General features: G+C 41.8%; 17 protein-coding genes. 3 read left to right on the plus strand and 14 right to left on the minus strand.

The window, feature by feature from the left end; all coding sequences use genetic code 11:
• Positions 1-221 precede the first annotated feature (221 nt).
• From csrA to B1R93_RS12535, 12 genes are all read right to left on the minus strand, one after another.
• Positions 222-458 carry a carbon storage regulator CsrA gene (gene csrA, locus B1R93_RS12480; protein ID WP_088104277.1) on the minus strand — a complete coding sequence of 79 codons (237 nt, stop codon included), beginning with the start codon at positions 456-458 and terminating at the stop codon, positions 222-224.
• On the minus strand, positions 459-911 hold the full coding sequence (fliW, locus tag B1R93_RS12485; RefSeq protein ID WP_088104278.1) for a flagellar assembly protein FliW: 453 nt from the start codon (positions 909-911) through the stop codon (positions 459-461). It abuts the gene before it with no gap.
• 116 nt (positions 912-1,027) lie between these two features.
• Complete coding sequence (locus tag B1R93_RS12490; protein ID WP_088104279.1) at positions 1,028-1,609, minus strand: DUF6470 family protein; 582 nt, start codon at positions 1,607-1,609, stop codon at positions 1,028-1,030.
• A 17-nt stretch (positions 1,610-1,626) separates the two neighbouring features.
• Positions 1,627-2,823, minus strand: a complete 1,197-nt coding sequence (flgL, locus tag B1R93_RS12495) for a flagellar hook-associated protein FlgL (protein ID WP_088104280.1) — start codon at positions 2,821-2,823, stop codon at positions 1,627-1,629.
• A gap of 16 nt (positions 2,824-2,839) precedes the next feature.
• Complete coding sequence (flgK, locus tag B1R93_RS12500; protein WP_088104281.1) at positions 2,840-4,525, minus strand: flagellar hook-associated protein FlgK; 1,686 nt, start codon at positions 4,523-4,525, stop codon at positions 2,840-2,842.
• A gap of 22 nt (positions 4,526-4,547) precedes the next feature.
• On the minus strand, positions 4,548-5,048 hold the full coding sequence (locus B1R93_RS12505; protein ID WP_088104282.1) for a flagellar protein FlgN: 501 nt from the start codon (positions 5,046-5,048) through the stop codon (positions 4,548-4,550).
• A gap of 21 nt (positions 5,049-5,069) precedes the next feature.
• Positions 5,070-5,330 carry a flagellar biosynthesis anti-sigma factor FlgM gene (flgM, locus tag B1R93_RS12510; protein WP_088104283.1) on the minus strand — a complete coding sequence of 87 codons (261 nt, stop codon included), beginning with the start codon at positions 5,328-5,330 and terminating at the stop codon, positions 5,070-5,072.
• Positions 5,331-5,436: 106 nt separating this feature from the next.
• Positions 5,437-5,868, minus strand: coding sequence for a TIGR03826 family flagellar region protein (locus tag B1R93_RS12515; protein WP_088104284.1), 432 nt, complete (start codon positions 5,866-5,868; stop codon positions 5,437-5,439).
• 59 nt (positions 5,869-5,927) lie between these two features.
• The gene (locus tag B1R93_RS12520) at positions 5,928-6,641 is read right to left on the minus strand and encodes a ComF family protein (protein ID WP_088104285.1); all 714 of its coding nucleotides are present in this window, start codon (positions 6,639-6,641) and stop codon (positions 5,928-5,930) included.
• Complete coding sequence (locus B1R93_RS12525) at positions 6,641-7,741, minus strand: ATP-dependent helicase ComFA (RefSeq protein ID WP_245308277.1); 1,101 nt, start codon at positions 7,739-7,741, stop codon at positions 6,641-6,643. Before B1R93_RS12525 ends, B1R93_RS12520 begins: the two co-directional genes overlap by 1 nt.
• A gap of 641 nt (positions 7,742-8,382) precedes the next feature.
• The gene (locus B1R93_RS12530; protein ID WP_088104286.1) at positions 8,383-9,090 is read right to left on the minus strand and encodes a response regulator; all 708 of its coding nucleotides are present in this window, start codon (positions 9,088-9,090) and stop codon (positions 8,383-8,385) included.
• Positions 9,091-9,141: 51 nt separating this feature from the next.
• Positions 9,142-10,275 (minus strand): sensor histidine kinase, encoded by a 1,134-nt coding sequence (locus B1R93_RS12535; RefSeq protein WP_425348960.1) that lies wholly within the window; start codon positions 10,273-10,275, stop codon positions 9,142-9,144.
• A gap of 257 nt (positions 10,276-10,532) precedes the next feature.
• Between B1R93_RS12535 and B1R93_RS12540 the strand changes: the two genes are divergently transcribed.
• Positions 10,533-11,165 carry a YigZ family protein gene (locus B1R93_RS12540; protein ID WP_088104287.1) on the plus strand — a complete coding sequence of 211 codons (633 nt, stop codon included), beginning with the start codon at positions 10,533-10,535 and terminating at the stop codon, positions 11,163-11,165.
• A 60-nt stretch (positions 11,166-11,225) separates the two neighbouring features.
• Here the strand turns inward: B1R93_RS12540 and B1R93_RS12545 are convergent, their stop codons facing one another.
• Entirely contained in the window at positions 11,226-12,152 is a 927-nt protein-coding gene (locus B1R93_RS12545) for a DMT family transporter (protein ID WP_088104288.1), read from the minus strand.
• Positions 12,153-12,454: 302 nt separating this feature from the next.
• Here B1R93_RS12545 and B1R93_RS12550 point away from each other — a divergent pair, with 302 nt between their 5' ends.
• Positions 12,455-13,420, plus strand: a complete 966-nt coding sequence (locus tag B1R93_RS12550; RefSeq protein ID WP_088104289.1) for an LCP family protein — start codon at positions 12,455-12,457, stop codon at positions 13,418-13,420.
• A 37-nt stretch (positions 13,421-13,457) separates the two neighbouring features.
• Complete coding sequence (locus tag B1R93_RS23010) at positions 13,458-13,613, plus strand: hypothetical protein (RefSeq protein ID WP_165763803.1); 156 nt, start codon at positions 13,458-13,460, stop codon at positions 13,611-13,613.
• A gap of 2 nt (positions 13,614-13,615) precedes the next feature.
• Here B1R93_RS23010 and B1R93_RS12555 read toward each other — a convergent pair whose 3' ends face one another.
• Entirely contained in the window at positions 13,616-14,692 is a 1,077-nt protein-coding gene (locus tag B1R93_RS12555; RefSeq protein ID WP_088104290.1) for a glycosyltransferase family 4 protein, read from the minus strand.
• Between the last annotated feature and the right edge of the window lie 36 nt (positions 14,693-14,728).

Raw genomic sequence — 14,728 nt, forward strand, 5'->3', positions numbered from 1 at the left:
GATGAGGGTCTATTATTGAGAGCACTGAAAAAGGTGGTTTTTCGAGGGCACTGAAAAACCTTCTCTAGTAACTCAAAGAAGAAGTAATGGCTTCGCTCGTTGCGCGCCTTGCGATGAGAAACCCGCTCAAAGCAAGGCTTTTAAAATCGGGCAACGGCTACGCACATTACGTAAAGGCCACTGAAAAAGGAAAAACCACCCTCTTCACTGGCCTCCTATTATTACTTTTCTGGATCAATCGTACGAAAAAACCCTTTAATCGCATCAATTGAAACCGTCTTGACTGCCTCATTATTTTCTTCCTGAATGGCTAAATACACTTCCTTACGGTGAATGTCTACGTGGCGGGGAGCATTGATTCCTACCTTTACTTGGTCACCTTCAATTGAGAGAATGGTGATTTCAATATTGTCTCCGATTTGAATGGCTTCTTTTGATTTTCGTGAGAGAACGAGCATTTACTTTCCCTCCTTGGTAGCTGTTTCGACAGGTTTAAAAATGGGGTGCTTTGTTTGGTAGCTGTCGTCGCTTAGGACGATTTGCTTTCCTTTTCGTTCTTTCGTATTTACGATAATAGGACCTTGGAGATTCGCCGTTGTATCTGAAAATGGCTCTCGGACTGTTAATGTGACGAAGATGGCAACCTCTTCTTCCTTCTCAATCTCTAATTGTTCAAGCGTAGAATCTGGTATCTTGACTTGATAACTTTTTACGAATTCAAAGGGATTTACAACAATAAATGCAGTATCGACACTTTGAACCGACTGTAATACATAAAATGGTGTTTCTGTATCAAAGGGTAATAGAACAAAGCTTGTCTCATCTTCAAAGGCGGGGAGCCCGTTCTCGAATTGAATCAGTTTATCCTCTGTTACTTCAACAGAATTGGAATACTTTGTTTCAATAATCATACTTGGAATCACCTTTCCATATCTCATTTAGTTTTATCATTGTATCATATGAGCAATCGTTTTGCTGAAAGGGTCCGCACAAAAGAAAAAACCGCATTCCAGCGGTTTTCATGTTGTTACAAGCCCTTATTTAAAATTCCACCCACAGCCTGAAACGAAATCTGCTCCTTCTGGCGAACATACACATCTGTTTGCCATTTCGGAATTGAAATATCTGGCTCATGAGGTGTGACTCTAATTTCTGGCTTTTTATTCGGTACCCGGAAGTTAACCTCGCTCGGTTGATAATCGAAATTAATTTTGAAAGCACTTCGCGGCATTTGGACGAGCGTTAATTGTTTTTCTGGTTTTTCACTATTTTGCTTCGCAATCCGCGGAAACGCGCCAAAGCCATTTTCAATTTGCATCATTTGCTTTCCTTGCTGCGCTGTTTTTGCGACATACTTTGCCACGACACCTTCTGTTTTATTCCAATAGTCATTGGCTAGACGAAGGGGTGTTTTTAAGTTGGCATCTGCAAATGCCTCGGTTTGGTCAATTGAGAGCTTAGATGCGGTTGTGCTGATTTCGATTAACGCTGCATGCTCTTGATTGATTTGCAGGTTGGCATGATGCTGTTTTACTTTCATAGGAGGCTGCTGCGAGCGTAGGCCGATGTAGGCATCGTTTTTTTGGATATCAATCGTTGGTAGTCTCACAGCAATCTCTCCTTATTTTAACGTAAGAAATCTAGTAATGTCGGCTGCATAATTCTTGCACCAGATGAAAGTGCAGCACGGTGCACACTTTCTTGCGTAGTCAAATCAATAATAACTTTTTCCATATCGGCATCTTCGTTATCAGAAAGGATCCGGTTTGCCGTAACTTCCTGTTCCATGATGCGGTTTTCGATCATTTCGACACGGTTTACGCGAGCACCAAGCTCGGCACGCTCTGACACCATATTATTTAGATGACCTGCAAAATTATTAATGAACCCAGACAGGTCTTCCCCTTTTACAGTGGAGTCTTCAAGGGCACGTTCTAACCGAATAATGTCACCGAATAATGTGTTATTAAAAATATTACTTGGGTTAATATTTACCGGAATGGAAACCCCTTTAAGTAATTCGATCTCAACTGGGTCTTCATTGATTGATACAGCATTCTGCTTAGCAACAACGATATCATTCTGACGTAACGATTTCTTTACGTTTTTTGGACTCATAGGGTCATTTGGATCGTATTTTGGATTTGCCTCAGAAAAGCTCAGGCTTCCGTTGTTTTGATCGATGACAATCTGTCTTGCTTTTTCATCAAAGTCTGCATCACCAAATGCAGGCATCGTTTGCGCTGAATCTTGGAACGTTAGCGTTCCGTTTCCATCATCGTTCACTAGCTTATACGCTCTTCCATCATAAATGACATCAACGGTATTTGGAGGAATCGTTCCATCAATAATTGATTGGGCCCCTAAATCCATATCCTTCATATCAACAATTGGCGCATTCGTCGTGTCTGTTCCATTAAAAATATATTTATTACTATTCTTCGTGTTTGCTAGTGATTGTAAATGCTCACGTAGCTGTTTAATTTCTTGGGCAATGTTAGCTCGCTCGCTTGAGTCATACGTATCATTTGCCGCTTGTGTCGCAAGCTCACGAATACGTTGTAATGCCTCGGTTCCTTTATCAATCGTCGCATCAGCCGTATCCATCCAGTTGTACACTTCACGAAGGTTACGTTTAAATTGCTCTACCTCGGTTACTTGAGAGCGGTAACGCATCCCTTTCATCGCCACAACTGGGTCTTGAGAAGCACGTGTTATTTTTTTTCCGGTTGCTAATTGGTCCTGAATATTTGCAAGACGGTTATAGCCTTGATTTATATGTCCTAATGTATTTCTTGATAGCATCGTTTGCGTTACACGCATTGAGTTTCACCTATCCTTATCGACCGACTACGCCCATACCGTTAATAATACGGTCAAGCATTTCGTCAACCATTGTAATATTACGAGCCGCCGCATTATAGGCGTGCTGGAATTGAATCATTAGCGTCATTTCTTCATCAAGTGAAACGTTGCTTACAGAATCACGTCTAAACTGGACACTTTCTCGTAGTGCTTCAGAGCTTCCTACCATCCGGTTTGCCTCTTGTGCCGATACAGCCATATCACCGATGACGCCTTGATAAAAACTACTCATCGTTGCTGAATCGTTACCAAACGTTAAGACTGCATCCTTAGAATTCGCTAGACGTTGAGCATTCGAACCGTCACCGGCAAAAGCACGTGCAACACCATCAACAAAATTATTATCATCTTGTAAAATAGCATGAACCGCTTCGTAATCTACTGGACTTTGTTTCATTAAAGTTTGGTATTCATCGCGTTTTGCTGCAGTTAACGCATTCACATTAACTGATGCTGCTGAAATATTATTTAAACTATTCGTAATGTTTTCATGAATCTTAATAGAACCTGCTGGATTACTAGAATCGAAGCGGAAAAAGTCACCGCCGACCTCCGTTTTTCCATCAGTCGGAAGCGTGAATCCTACTTTATGAATGTTATTAATCTCCGTAGCAAACACTTCTGCCATCGTATTTAAATCGCGAATCATGTTAGGGTAAAGTCCGGTAACATTTGCTGCATCTGGGCCATATCCATATGACTCTATTAATCCACGCATTTCCCCACGTGGGAGTTCATTTAAATCGACATCGTAACCTGTAACGCCACCGTCATTTGAAAATGAAAATTGTTCAACAAAATTATTATCTGTTTTAACTGATAGTTGCATCGGTGCTTGGCTTCTTGTGCCATCGACAAGCAAGACACGCGACTGTGGGTCTGCCGGGTCCGTTAAATATGGATTGCCATTGTCATCTACTAAGTAGACAGATACAGCTCCCTCAGAAGCTGAATTAGGATTTCCACCACTTTGAACCCGTTCCACCTTTACATTAATAAGCGTTGATAATCTATCAATAAGACGATCCTGCTCGTCATATAAATCATTTGTTACATACCCGTGTGGTTCGGCATCACGAACTTGTTTGTTGACATTGTGTAACTGATTTAAAATCGAGTTTACTTCTTTTTCTGTTACACTAATTTCATTCTTATAATCATTTCGAATCGCATCTAATGAATCGTTTAAATAATTGAACGTTTCGGCAACCGCAATTCCGCGCTGACGAACAACAGAACGAGCACCTGCATCCTCAGGATCTACGTTTAAATCCTGAAGCGAAGTCCAAAATTTATCTATTTGCGACGAAAGGCCATCCGTAGACGGTTCATTTAAAATATCTTCCATTTTCTCAAGTGACTTGCTTCGCATTTCCCAATAGCCAACCTTATTACTTTCATTTCGGTATTGTACATCAAGAAATTGCTCACGAACACGTTGCACTGAATCTGCTTTTACACCTGTTCCAATTTGTCCTGGTATTTTCGGACGATTCATCCCAATACTTGGATACGGCTCTGTCTGTGTAAAATTTACGCGCTGTCTTGAATAGCCTTCTGTATTTGCATTAGCAATATTTTGCCCAACTGTATGAAGCGCATATTGCTGTGTCACCATTGAGCGTCTTGCCGTTTCAAGCCCATGGAATGTTGATGTCATGACTAGTCCTCCGTTCTATCCTTTACGCTTTAGAATCAAAAATTGAGTGACTCGGTTCATAAGAACGTTCCTCCCGAGCTTGAGGGCGTTTGTAGCTTACATCTTCTGCATTTGGTATGAGTAAATCAAGAGACAGGTTCACAAATTGTAATGACTCTTGAATTAAGGATTGGTTCAGTTCATTTTGTTTCTTTAATTCATTCACTTCCTGAACGAGTACCTTTTGTAGCCTTTGAAGCAGGTTCGCTTCGTCTGATGAGACTAAGGCAATCATGCTACTAATCGTGGCATGTTCATTGGCTTCCCCTTGTTCAGCAAAGAAGGCATGCACTTGCTTTTCACGCATTAATTCCGTCGTGCGTAGCTTAGAGGCTAGCTTCGACTCTTCACGAACAAGCGCTTCAAGGGCAGGCATGTCCCCTTGCTTAATAGAATCAACTTTTTTCGACGCTAGTTCATTTAACTGCTGATGAATGCGGATTAATTCAGCCAATGATTGAATAATTAGCTTAACGGCTGACATGCCTCCCCCTCCTTCTTTTGTTTACTCGTTCCAGTAACCATAAAATTTTGCTGCAACTGCTTGAGGATTGACTTTGTATTCACCAGCCTCAATCTGCTTCTTTAATTGCTCGACTTTATCAATTCGCTCCTTCTCAATGCGTGTTCCTTGCTGCATTTCTAGTGCTTGACTAGAGATTTCGAGCTTATCGCGCTTTCCACTTACGGCCGCTGCTTTGTCGCTTTTTTCGACTTGCTTTCGGTATGGATTTTGTTGAATTGATTGATATGGATTGACTTTCATTTTTACTCACCTCGCTGTTTTTCAAGCTTTTATACTAAGTCTATGACTAAAAAACGTACCATATAAGGTTCATTCTTTATATCGGCACGTTTTTTATTTTATTTAACTATTTTTTTACCCTATCACTTAACGAATGATACGCACTATGCTGCTGTCGTTTTTCCTCTTTCTCAAGTGCCTCTAGCCGTTCCTTTTCTCGCTCAATTTTTTCGAGCCCCCCGGTAATATTCCCTTTACATGATTCGCAAAGACGGCCTTCTTTTATAATGCTGCCACAAGATTCACATGGGTAGCCTAAATTCGGAAATTGCCTCGTCAATAAACGACCCTCGCGAACAAACTGATGAATTTGCTCTAGTGGGACTTCCGTTTGTTCATGAACCTCTCGTAATGTTGCCATGCGATTTTGTTTCTTCCGCATGAAGGTTGTTACTTTTTCAAAATGCTCTTCCTGTATTTTAAAGCAGTGATTACAGATCGGACGAAGAGCTTTTACAAATAATCCCCCGCACTTCGGGCAATTTGCTACATCCTTCATTCCAACTCCCCCTTTTTGTTTCTTCTATTATATCGAGCTTGTTTCTTTCTGTCAGTGCTTTAACGCGCGATGGTTAATGAAGCAACCTGGTTAAAGCCGTTTTGCTTTAACGTTACTGCAGCCTGACGTACGGTTGTTCCTGTAGTATATATATCGTCAATTAAGACGACTTTTTTTAGAGTTTCGCCAAGATTGATGTCAGGGTTTATTGAAAAATTCGGTTCAAGCACTTGAGAAATCCGTGCTTGTCTCTTCAGCTTGCTTTGTTTTGTGTTCGTTTGTTTTACTAATAATGGTAACGTTTGTGCCCAGCCCTTGAGAAGGAGTTCGGATTGATTAAAGCCACGCTCATGTAGCCGTTGTGGATGAAGTGGGATTGGGACAGGGACGTAATCTTGGAATTTCTTCTCATAAACCTTGCGTAGCTTGTCCGCAAAAAACTCAGCAATCACTGCATCACCACGGAATTTATAAACGGTCAGCCACTCCTTTAAAAAATCATTGTAGTGATAGAGCGAAACATTTCGTTCGAGTAATCCTTTCGTATGTTCATTCTCCTCCCATCTGATACAGTCGGAGCAATTTCCATTTTGCTTGTAAGAATCATCTAATTCAGAGAGAAGTCGTGAACAGCTAGTGCATATTTCGCCTTTTAGCTCGACTAGCTTTTGTTCGCACGCCTCACAAATCAGTTGATTATGATCAATGAAGAAAAGCGTTCTCCAGCTTGGAGGTTCGATAAAGGCTTCGGAACACGACAAACAAATCGCCATTACTCATCGCCCTCCCGATTCATTTGTTGGATATGTCTCTTCGCAGCAAGCATCGCTTTCGTTCGACCGTAATGAAAAAAGAGAACGTCTCCGGTCGGATCGTCTGTACTACGACCGACACGACCAGCGATTTGTACTAATGCGGATTCGGTAAAAACCGCATCCTCTGCTCCTAATACAGCGACATCTAAATTGGCAATGGTGACTCCGCGTTCAAGAATGGTCGTTGTGACGAGCAGCTTTATATCGCCCTTTCTAAAGGCTTCTACTGTCGTATGACGATTCGGATCTGTGGCATGTACGGTTTGATGAGGAAGGCTGTGCTTGTGAAGGGCTGCAGATATTTGCGTTAACAGAGCAACCGAGGGAGCAAAGAGGAATACCGGCTTTCTCTGTCGCTGCTTGAGCCAATCGAGTACGTTTTGAGGGAGCGTTGATTTTTGTAGCTTTCGTCGCCAATGGCCACACCAGCGAAAGGTTGGCACTGGGAGAGGATGGCCGTGGTAGCGTTTTGCAATTTTAATTGTTTGTAAGCCCGGCGTTTGGCGAAGCGGTTTGTCAGGGGTGGCACTTAAATAGATCATCGTTGCATTCGGTTTTCGTGCTTCGGTAACAGCATATTGCAAACTTTTATCATAGGAATACGGGAAGGCGTCGACTTCATCGACGATAATAACATCAAACGCTTTGTAAAAACGGAGTACTTGATGGGTTGTTGCGATAATAAAGGGGGTGGACGGATCCTTTGCATCACTTCCTCCATAATAGGAGGCGATCGGAACCGTCGGAAACACGTTCGTTAAACGTGGGGTCAATTCTTTTACGACGTCAGTTCTCGGGGTAGCGAGCAATACACGATACCCTTTTGTAAACGCATGCTCAAGGCCGTGAAACAGCATTTCTGTTTTCCCCGCGCCGCAAACGGCCCAAATAAGGAGAGCACTTTGTTCTTCGATTGCTTTTATAACAGCTTCGGATGCTTTCGTTTGGCCTGGGGAGAGCGTCCCCTTCCAGTTAAGGACGTGTGAGTGGTGGCTGCTTGTACGCGGTTGGATTTTTGTTGAGTATAAATGCTCACAGCTTCTAACCTTTCCTAGCATGATACAGTGCCGACAGTAAGTGCAGATGCGTTGGCAGCGGGCGCAGGGATGTTTGGCAAATCGCTCGGGATGTTGATTTCCGCAGCGAACACAGAATAGCCGGTGATTCTGTGTGATAAGCGCCGGTTCCTTAAGAATGGTTTCAGCTTGGAGATAGGAGTCGAGTGCTGTTTGCAGCATCGAGATTTCGTCTCGGAGAAGTCTTCGGCCGTAGAGTTCAGCTAGCAGGGCCTTTTGAGGGGGATGTGGCATGTTTTGCACCTCTTTATAATTGGAGTGAGAGGGCGATTTGATGATAAATCGCCAAAAATGATGATAACTTTGAAAAAATGATGATAAAATCAAATTTTTGATGATAAGTAGACGGTTTTCGCTGATAAAAGCAGGCCTGCAGCGGAGGAGGCTGGCGGCGCTGCTGGCGCAATCGCCTATTAAACCGGAGCCTCTCTAACGCTCGGCTGGCGGCGCTGCTGGCGCAATCGCCTATTAAACCGGAGCCTCTCTAACGCTCGGCTGGCGGCGCTGCTGGCGCAATCGCCTATTAAACCGGAGCCTCTCTAACGCTCGGCTGGCGGCGCTGCTGGCGCAATCGCCTATTAAAAAAAGAGATACGGTTTGTTCCGTATCTCTTGGTTGCGCTATTAGCGAACGATGACGTAGCCTTTTTTGATTGCTTCGACGACGGCTTGTGTTCTGTCGTTTACATTCATTTTTTGTAAGATGTTACTTACGTGGTTTTTCACTGTTTTTTCACTGATGAAGAGGGACTCGCCGATCGCGCGGTTGCTTTGTCCGTCTGTCATAAGCTGTAACACTTCGCATTCTCTTCTTGTGAGGATGTGTAGTGGTTTGCGGTATTCGACTTCCCGATAGCCGATTGATTCTTCATGTCTGTCATCCTCTGTTGCAAGACGACGGTATTCTTTAATTAAGTTATGCGTAACTTTCGGATGAATGTAGGCTCCGCCTGAAGCAACGACCTTTACGGCTTCGATTAATGCGTCTGCATCCATTTCCTTTAACAAATAACCAGATGCTCCTGTTTTCAACACATGTGTCACATACGTTTCATCATCGTGAATCGATAGGATTAACACCTTTACTTTCGGATATGCCTTAATTAATTCACGGGTTGCTTCTACTCCGTTCATTTTTGGCATATTAATATCCATCAGGATGACATCTGGACGATGCTCCGTTACTAGCTGAAGTGCTTCTGATCCGTCTTCTCCATCTGCTACAACCTGGAAGCCTTCTTCCATTGCTAAAATTCGTTTTACACCTTCGCGAAATAACTGATGGTCATCAATGAGTACGATTCGTATTGTGTCTTTTTTTGTATCATTCATTCTTCATTTCACCTCTCCGTAATTATGACTCTAGCAAAATCATCACTTCAACTAGCCAATCGAAGAAAATGGTATATCTATTAATACAACAGTTCCTACATTAACTTTTGATTGAATGGTTATTTGGCCTTTAAGCATGTGGACACGTTCCTTCATTCCTATTAAACCAAAAGAACCTTCTTTTTTACTTGATGTATCAAACCCTTTTCCATCGTCTTTAATTATCATTATAACCTTTGTTGGCTTGATTTCAATTTTCACTTGTATTTCTTTTGGCTGTGCATGCTTATAGGCATTTTGTACTGATTCCTGTACGAGTCTAAATAATGCAATTTCAAATTTTTGGTCTAATCGTTTTTCCCGTCCAAAATGTCGAAAGTCTACAGCTACTTGAGAATGCTCCTCAAATGTCTTGAGATATTTGTCTAAAGTTGGAATTAAACCTAAATCATCCAATGCCATCGGGCGCAAATCATAAATAATTCGCCTTACTTCAGCAAGTGAATTTTTTACCATTTTTCGTACGTCTCGAATCTCATTTAATGCTTCTTCAATTCCCTTTTCATTATAAATTCGTTCAATTAGCTCAGATCGAAGCATCACATTCGCCATCATTTGAGCTGGTCCGTCATGAATTTCCCGGGAAAGTCGTTTTCGTTCCTCCTCTTGTGCTTCAATAATTTGAAGACCAAATGCTTGCTTCTCCTTTGCTTCCGCTAATACCTCATTGACCTGCTTTAAGTCACTTGATAAGAAGTTGTAAACGACAGACATTTGACTAGCCAGTTGCTCCGAGCGTTCCATTGTATCCTTCAAGTTTAAGAGACGACGCTCAATATGATCACGTCGCTCACGTAGCTGTTGTTCTTCCTGCTGTAATACGGCTAATTGCACTTGATAATCATTTGCTTGCTCATACGCACTGCGAACCTCTTCGCTCGTATAGCGTTCAAAGTCCTTGCTTACTTCAGCTAAGCGATTTCGAGCAAAGCGCGCATGAAGCTGCGTTCGGTCCGTTTTCTCGATCACTTTAGCAACTTTCAAACGGACTTCCTGTAATTCTCTTTCTAGAGTATGATACTCTAGTCTCGATTTCTCCCCTATTTCAAAAATCTGCTCTCGGCTTTCACCGACAGTTTCGACTGTTTTATCTATAATCTCGTCCAATCTACAATTGTCAACCAAACGAATCACCAAACCTTTTTCGCTATTGCCGAGATAGTCACGAACATAACGGAATGCAAAAGGCTTCGTTTGCTTCCCTTTCAACTTTCCGCTATCCTTATCTTACAACATCTCGTCAATAATACCCAATCTTTTTCGATTGTTTGGCGCTGAAATTTAATAAATAGTCGTTGACATGTCTATCGTACCAGACCAATATTACATAACGATTGCGGATATTTGTAAAACTGTCAAAAAAGCGAGGGAGAAGTCAAAGGATGCTACCAAACTATCTAACAGTTAAAGGATTAGGAACACATGAACTAATCATTCAAAAATCGAGGTTTATCGCTACATTTTCGCGTGCAACAACGGAAGAGGAAGCGCAGCATTTCATTGATTCAAAGAAAAAAGAACATTGGAATGCGAATCATAATTGCTCAGCCTATTTAATAGGAGAACGTGATGAAATTCAAAAAGCGAATGATGATGGGGAGCCAAGTGGTACTGCAGGTGTGCCTATGCTCGAAGTGTTAAAGAAACGAAATCTTAAAGACACCGTTGTCGTTGTCACTCGCTATTTCGGTGGCATTAAGCTAGGTGCCGGAGGACTTATTCGTGCTTACGGAAGTGCGGTTAGTGAAGGGTTGAATGAAGTCGGTATCGTTGAACGCCGGCTCATGCAGGTCGTCCATACCGAGGTTGATTATCATTGGCTCGGTAAGCTTGAAAATGAATTGCGTCAGTCTCCCTACATTCTAAAAGAAATTAGCTATCTCGAGCAGGTTGACGTGCAAACGTATGTCGAAGTTGCGCAAGTTGACGCATTTAGTGAGTGGATGACAAATTTAACGAATGGCCAGGCAACCATTCGTCATGGGGAGATGGAGTATTTAGAACAGGAGATCTAACCTACTATCTTCGCGACTACATTGCTTCGGGGGGTGACCTTTTCGATCACCCCCCTTCCTTTACATCGCTCCCTTTACATTCGGAAGCTCCTCTGTTTCGACTTTCTTCTCAAGTCCTATCCAAACAAGGCCTGACATGATGATGATGGCTCCAATAACTTGGGCAAGCATAATCGATTCACCGAAGAATAACGCTCCGGTTACAGCTGCAGCTGCCGGTACAACATAACGGAAAAAGTTTGATTTCGTAGCCCCGACTTTGTTCATCGCAAAGTTCCAAGCGACGAACGCAAATAACGTACAAAGCAGAACATTATAAGCAATCGCTCCCCATACTGGCATGGAAAGACTCGACCACTGAACGTTACCCCAGCCTCCAAACGTAAACGGGAACAACCAAATCGTTCCGAATAGGATATACCATGTTGTCACCTTCATTGGTGAATACTTTTTCATTAGTGGCATACATGCTAAATTAAACAAGGCCCCTATTAAACTAATCGATAATGCTAAAATGTTTCCAAGCATATACTGTGAAGAGAGGTCAAGGCTGTCGTTTCCACCTAAAATAATTAACGCAACCCCGACTAATGCCACCGCTCCACCAGTCACGACCTTCTTAGTAATAACTTCTTTCGTAAAAAGTGGTGCAAACAACGCGGCAAAAATAGGCCAAGGTGCGACATTTAGTAAGGAAGCATTCGCAAGGGTCGTGAATTTAATCGAGTACATCACAAGCAACTCCAATGCAGTTACACCAAATAAACCGATAACCGCAAGCTTAAGCAAATCTCGCTTCTCGACCTGGACACTGCCCTCTAAACGCTTAAGAATTAAAAATAAAAACGGAATCGCCAGTCCGAAACGTAAAAATACGAAAATCTCTGCAGAAAACACATCCATCGCCCAGCGTGAGATGCCGAAATTCGCACCCCAAATAATAGCGACGAGGATGAGCGCTAAATAATACATATAATTTGTTTTCACTAGATGCTCCACTCCAATTGTAAAATCAGTACGTTTATTACATTACTCCTTTGTTCAACGATATACAATGTTTAAGTATGCCACTTTCTATTTTATTTTTAGAAAGCCTGCTTGAGACCATCTATTTGGTGAACAATCTGCCTGTAAATAACTGGTCTATTGCGATAAGAGTAGTCGTCTACTATCCTATTTTTTCCCCTTTACGAACCTAGCAAATTCCGATATTATGGGAGAAGTGTAGACTCTTGTCTATTTATGTCCATGTTTCGGACATTACTTTAACTATGAAGTGAGGTATTGCGATGTCGCAATCAAGAATAAATCGTCGTAAGTCGCGAATGAAGCGATTTTTCCGCACTCTCATGCTGCTTGGGATTTTATCTTTACTGACATTTGGTGGTGTAGCTGGTTATTTTGTTTATAAGCTAGCGAATGTATCAACAGAAACTCAGGTGGAATTAGATCGCGGAGTTAAATCGGAAAAGCGGGAGGAAATTGTTAAGCCTGGAAAGGATAACATTTCAATTTTATTTCTAGGTGTTGACGACCGTGATGGCAATCTCGAAGGGCGTACAGATGCCATGATTTTAGCTACCTTTAATAAAGAGCACGGTTCAGTTAAGCTTTTAAACATTCCACGCGACTCCTTAGTAGAAATACCAGGGAGAAGAAACCGTGATAAAATTAATCATGCTCATGCGTTCGGCGGGCTAGATTTAGCTGTTGAAACAGTTGAAAACCTTTTTGATATTCCTGTTGATTACTATGTTAAATTAAACTTTAAGGCCTTTATCGAAATCGTAGATGCCTTAGGCGGTGTCGAGGTTGAGGTTCCATTCACTTTTACGGAAATGGATAGTAACGACCAGCAAGGCGCGATAACTTTAAATGAAGGAACACAACTTTTAAACGGTGAAGAAGCACTTGCTTTTGCCCGGATGAGAAAGAAAGACCCGCGAGGCGATCTCGGACGTGGTGAAAGGCAGCAAGAAGTTCTTAAAGCAATTATTACGAAGGGCGCTTCGCTTTCTTCAATTACTAGCTACAACGATGTGATGAACAGCATCGAAGACCATATGACAACAAATTTAAGCTTTGGTAACATGCTCGCACTTCATTCATACTCAAGCGCGTTATCAAATATCGAGTCACTACGGCTTGAAGGCAGCGATGCTCGCATTAACGGTGGCTATTATTATGAGTTAAACCCAGAATCGGTTCGAGAATTATCAGCAACGTTCCGCGTTCATCTCGGATTAGTCGAATAGTACAGCAAACCTCTCCTTATGGGGAGGTTTTTTTGTCATGATAGCACGGAGACTTCATTTATCAGCGAAAATTGAGATATATCATCATTTTTTCAGTTTTATCATCATTTTTTCAAATTTATCATCGTTTTTCCGGAATTTATCATCAAAAAAAGCAGCAGCACACTGTTGGTGTGCTGCTGCTGGTCTATAATACTACGATGTACGACGTTGGTTTTGAAGGCGGCGTACAAATTTAATCATCGGACGATAGTCTGCACTGATAAGCCCGACACGCTCAACAACAAATTCAATTGCGATTAAGAGGACAGTGATAATCAGTAGTGATATCCATAATGTAGACATCGTTAACATCACGGCCGCTAATCCGAAAAATGCTGTCATTGCATAAATAGCCAGCACGGTTTGTCTGTGTGATAAACCGATGCGAAGTAAGCAATGATGCAAATGGGATTTATCAGGAGCCGAAAGTGGTTTCTTTTGAACAATTCGGCGAATAATCGCAAAGAATGTATCAGAAATGGGAACAGCTAAAATAATAACTGGGATAACGAGTGAGAATACTGTTATGTTTTTAAAGCCTAGTAACGAGATAACAGCAATCATGTACCCAAGAAATAACGCGCCTGTATCTCCCATAAATATTTTTGCTGGATTGAAATTATGAACCAAAAATCCGAGCGTGCTTCCTAACAGGATAACACCTAATGATGCAACGAAAAGGTTGCCATCAAAAATCGCTAATCCTGAAATAGTTATAAGAACAATTGAGGAAACTCCAGCAGCCAGACCGTCTAATCCATCAATCAAATTAATTGCATTTGTGACACCAATAATCCATAGCAACGTTAACGGAATACTAAGCCAGCCTAATTTCAACACACCATCAAAAGCATCGAACGGTAAGTTAATGAAACTTACCCGAACCGCGTCTCCACCAATTCCTACTACAACAACAACGGCCGCTAAAATCTGGCCTAGTAATTTCCATTTTGCGGATAGCTCGACCATATCATCTAAAAATCCAGTTAAGACGATGATAAAGCTACCAATTAAAATTGGAATGACATAAGGACTATCTGGTGTTAAGACAACAAAGCCAGTTAGAAACCCTATGTATATCGCTAATCCGCCAAGTCGTGCCATGACTTTTTGGTGTACTTTACGATGATTAGGTTTATCAGTTGCTCCAATCTTAATCGCGAACCGCTTTACAAGTGGTGTAATTGATACAGCCACAATAAAGCATATCAGTAATGCCCATGCGATCATAAATTGATCCTCCTTAATTATTACATTCTCCAAAAG

Source organism: Halalkalibacter urbisdiaboli (assembly GCF_002156385.1).
Lineage (GTDB): Bacteria > Bacillota > Bacilli > Bacillales > Bacillaceae_D > Halalkalibacter_A > Halalkalibacter_A urbisdiaboli.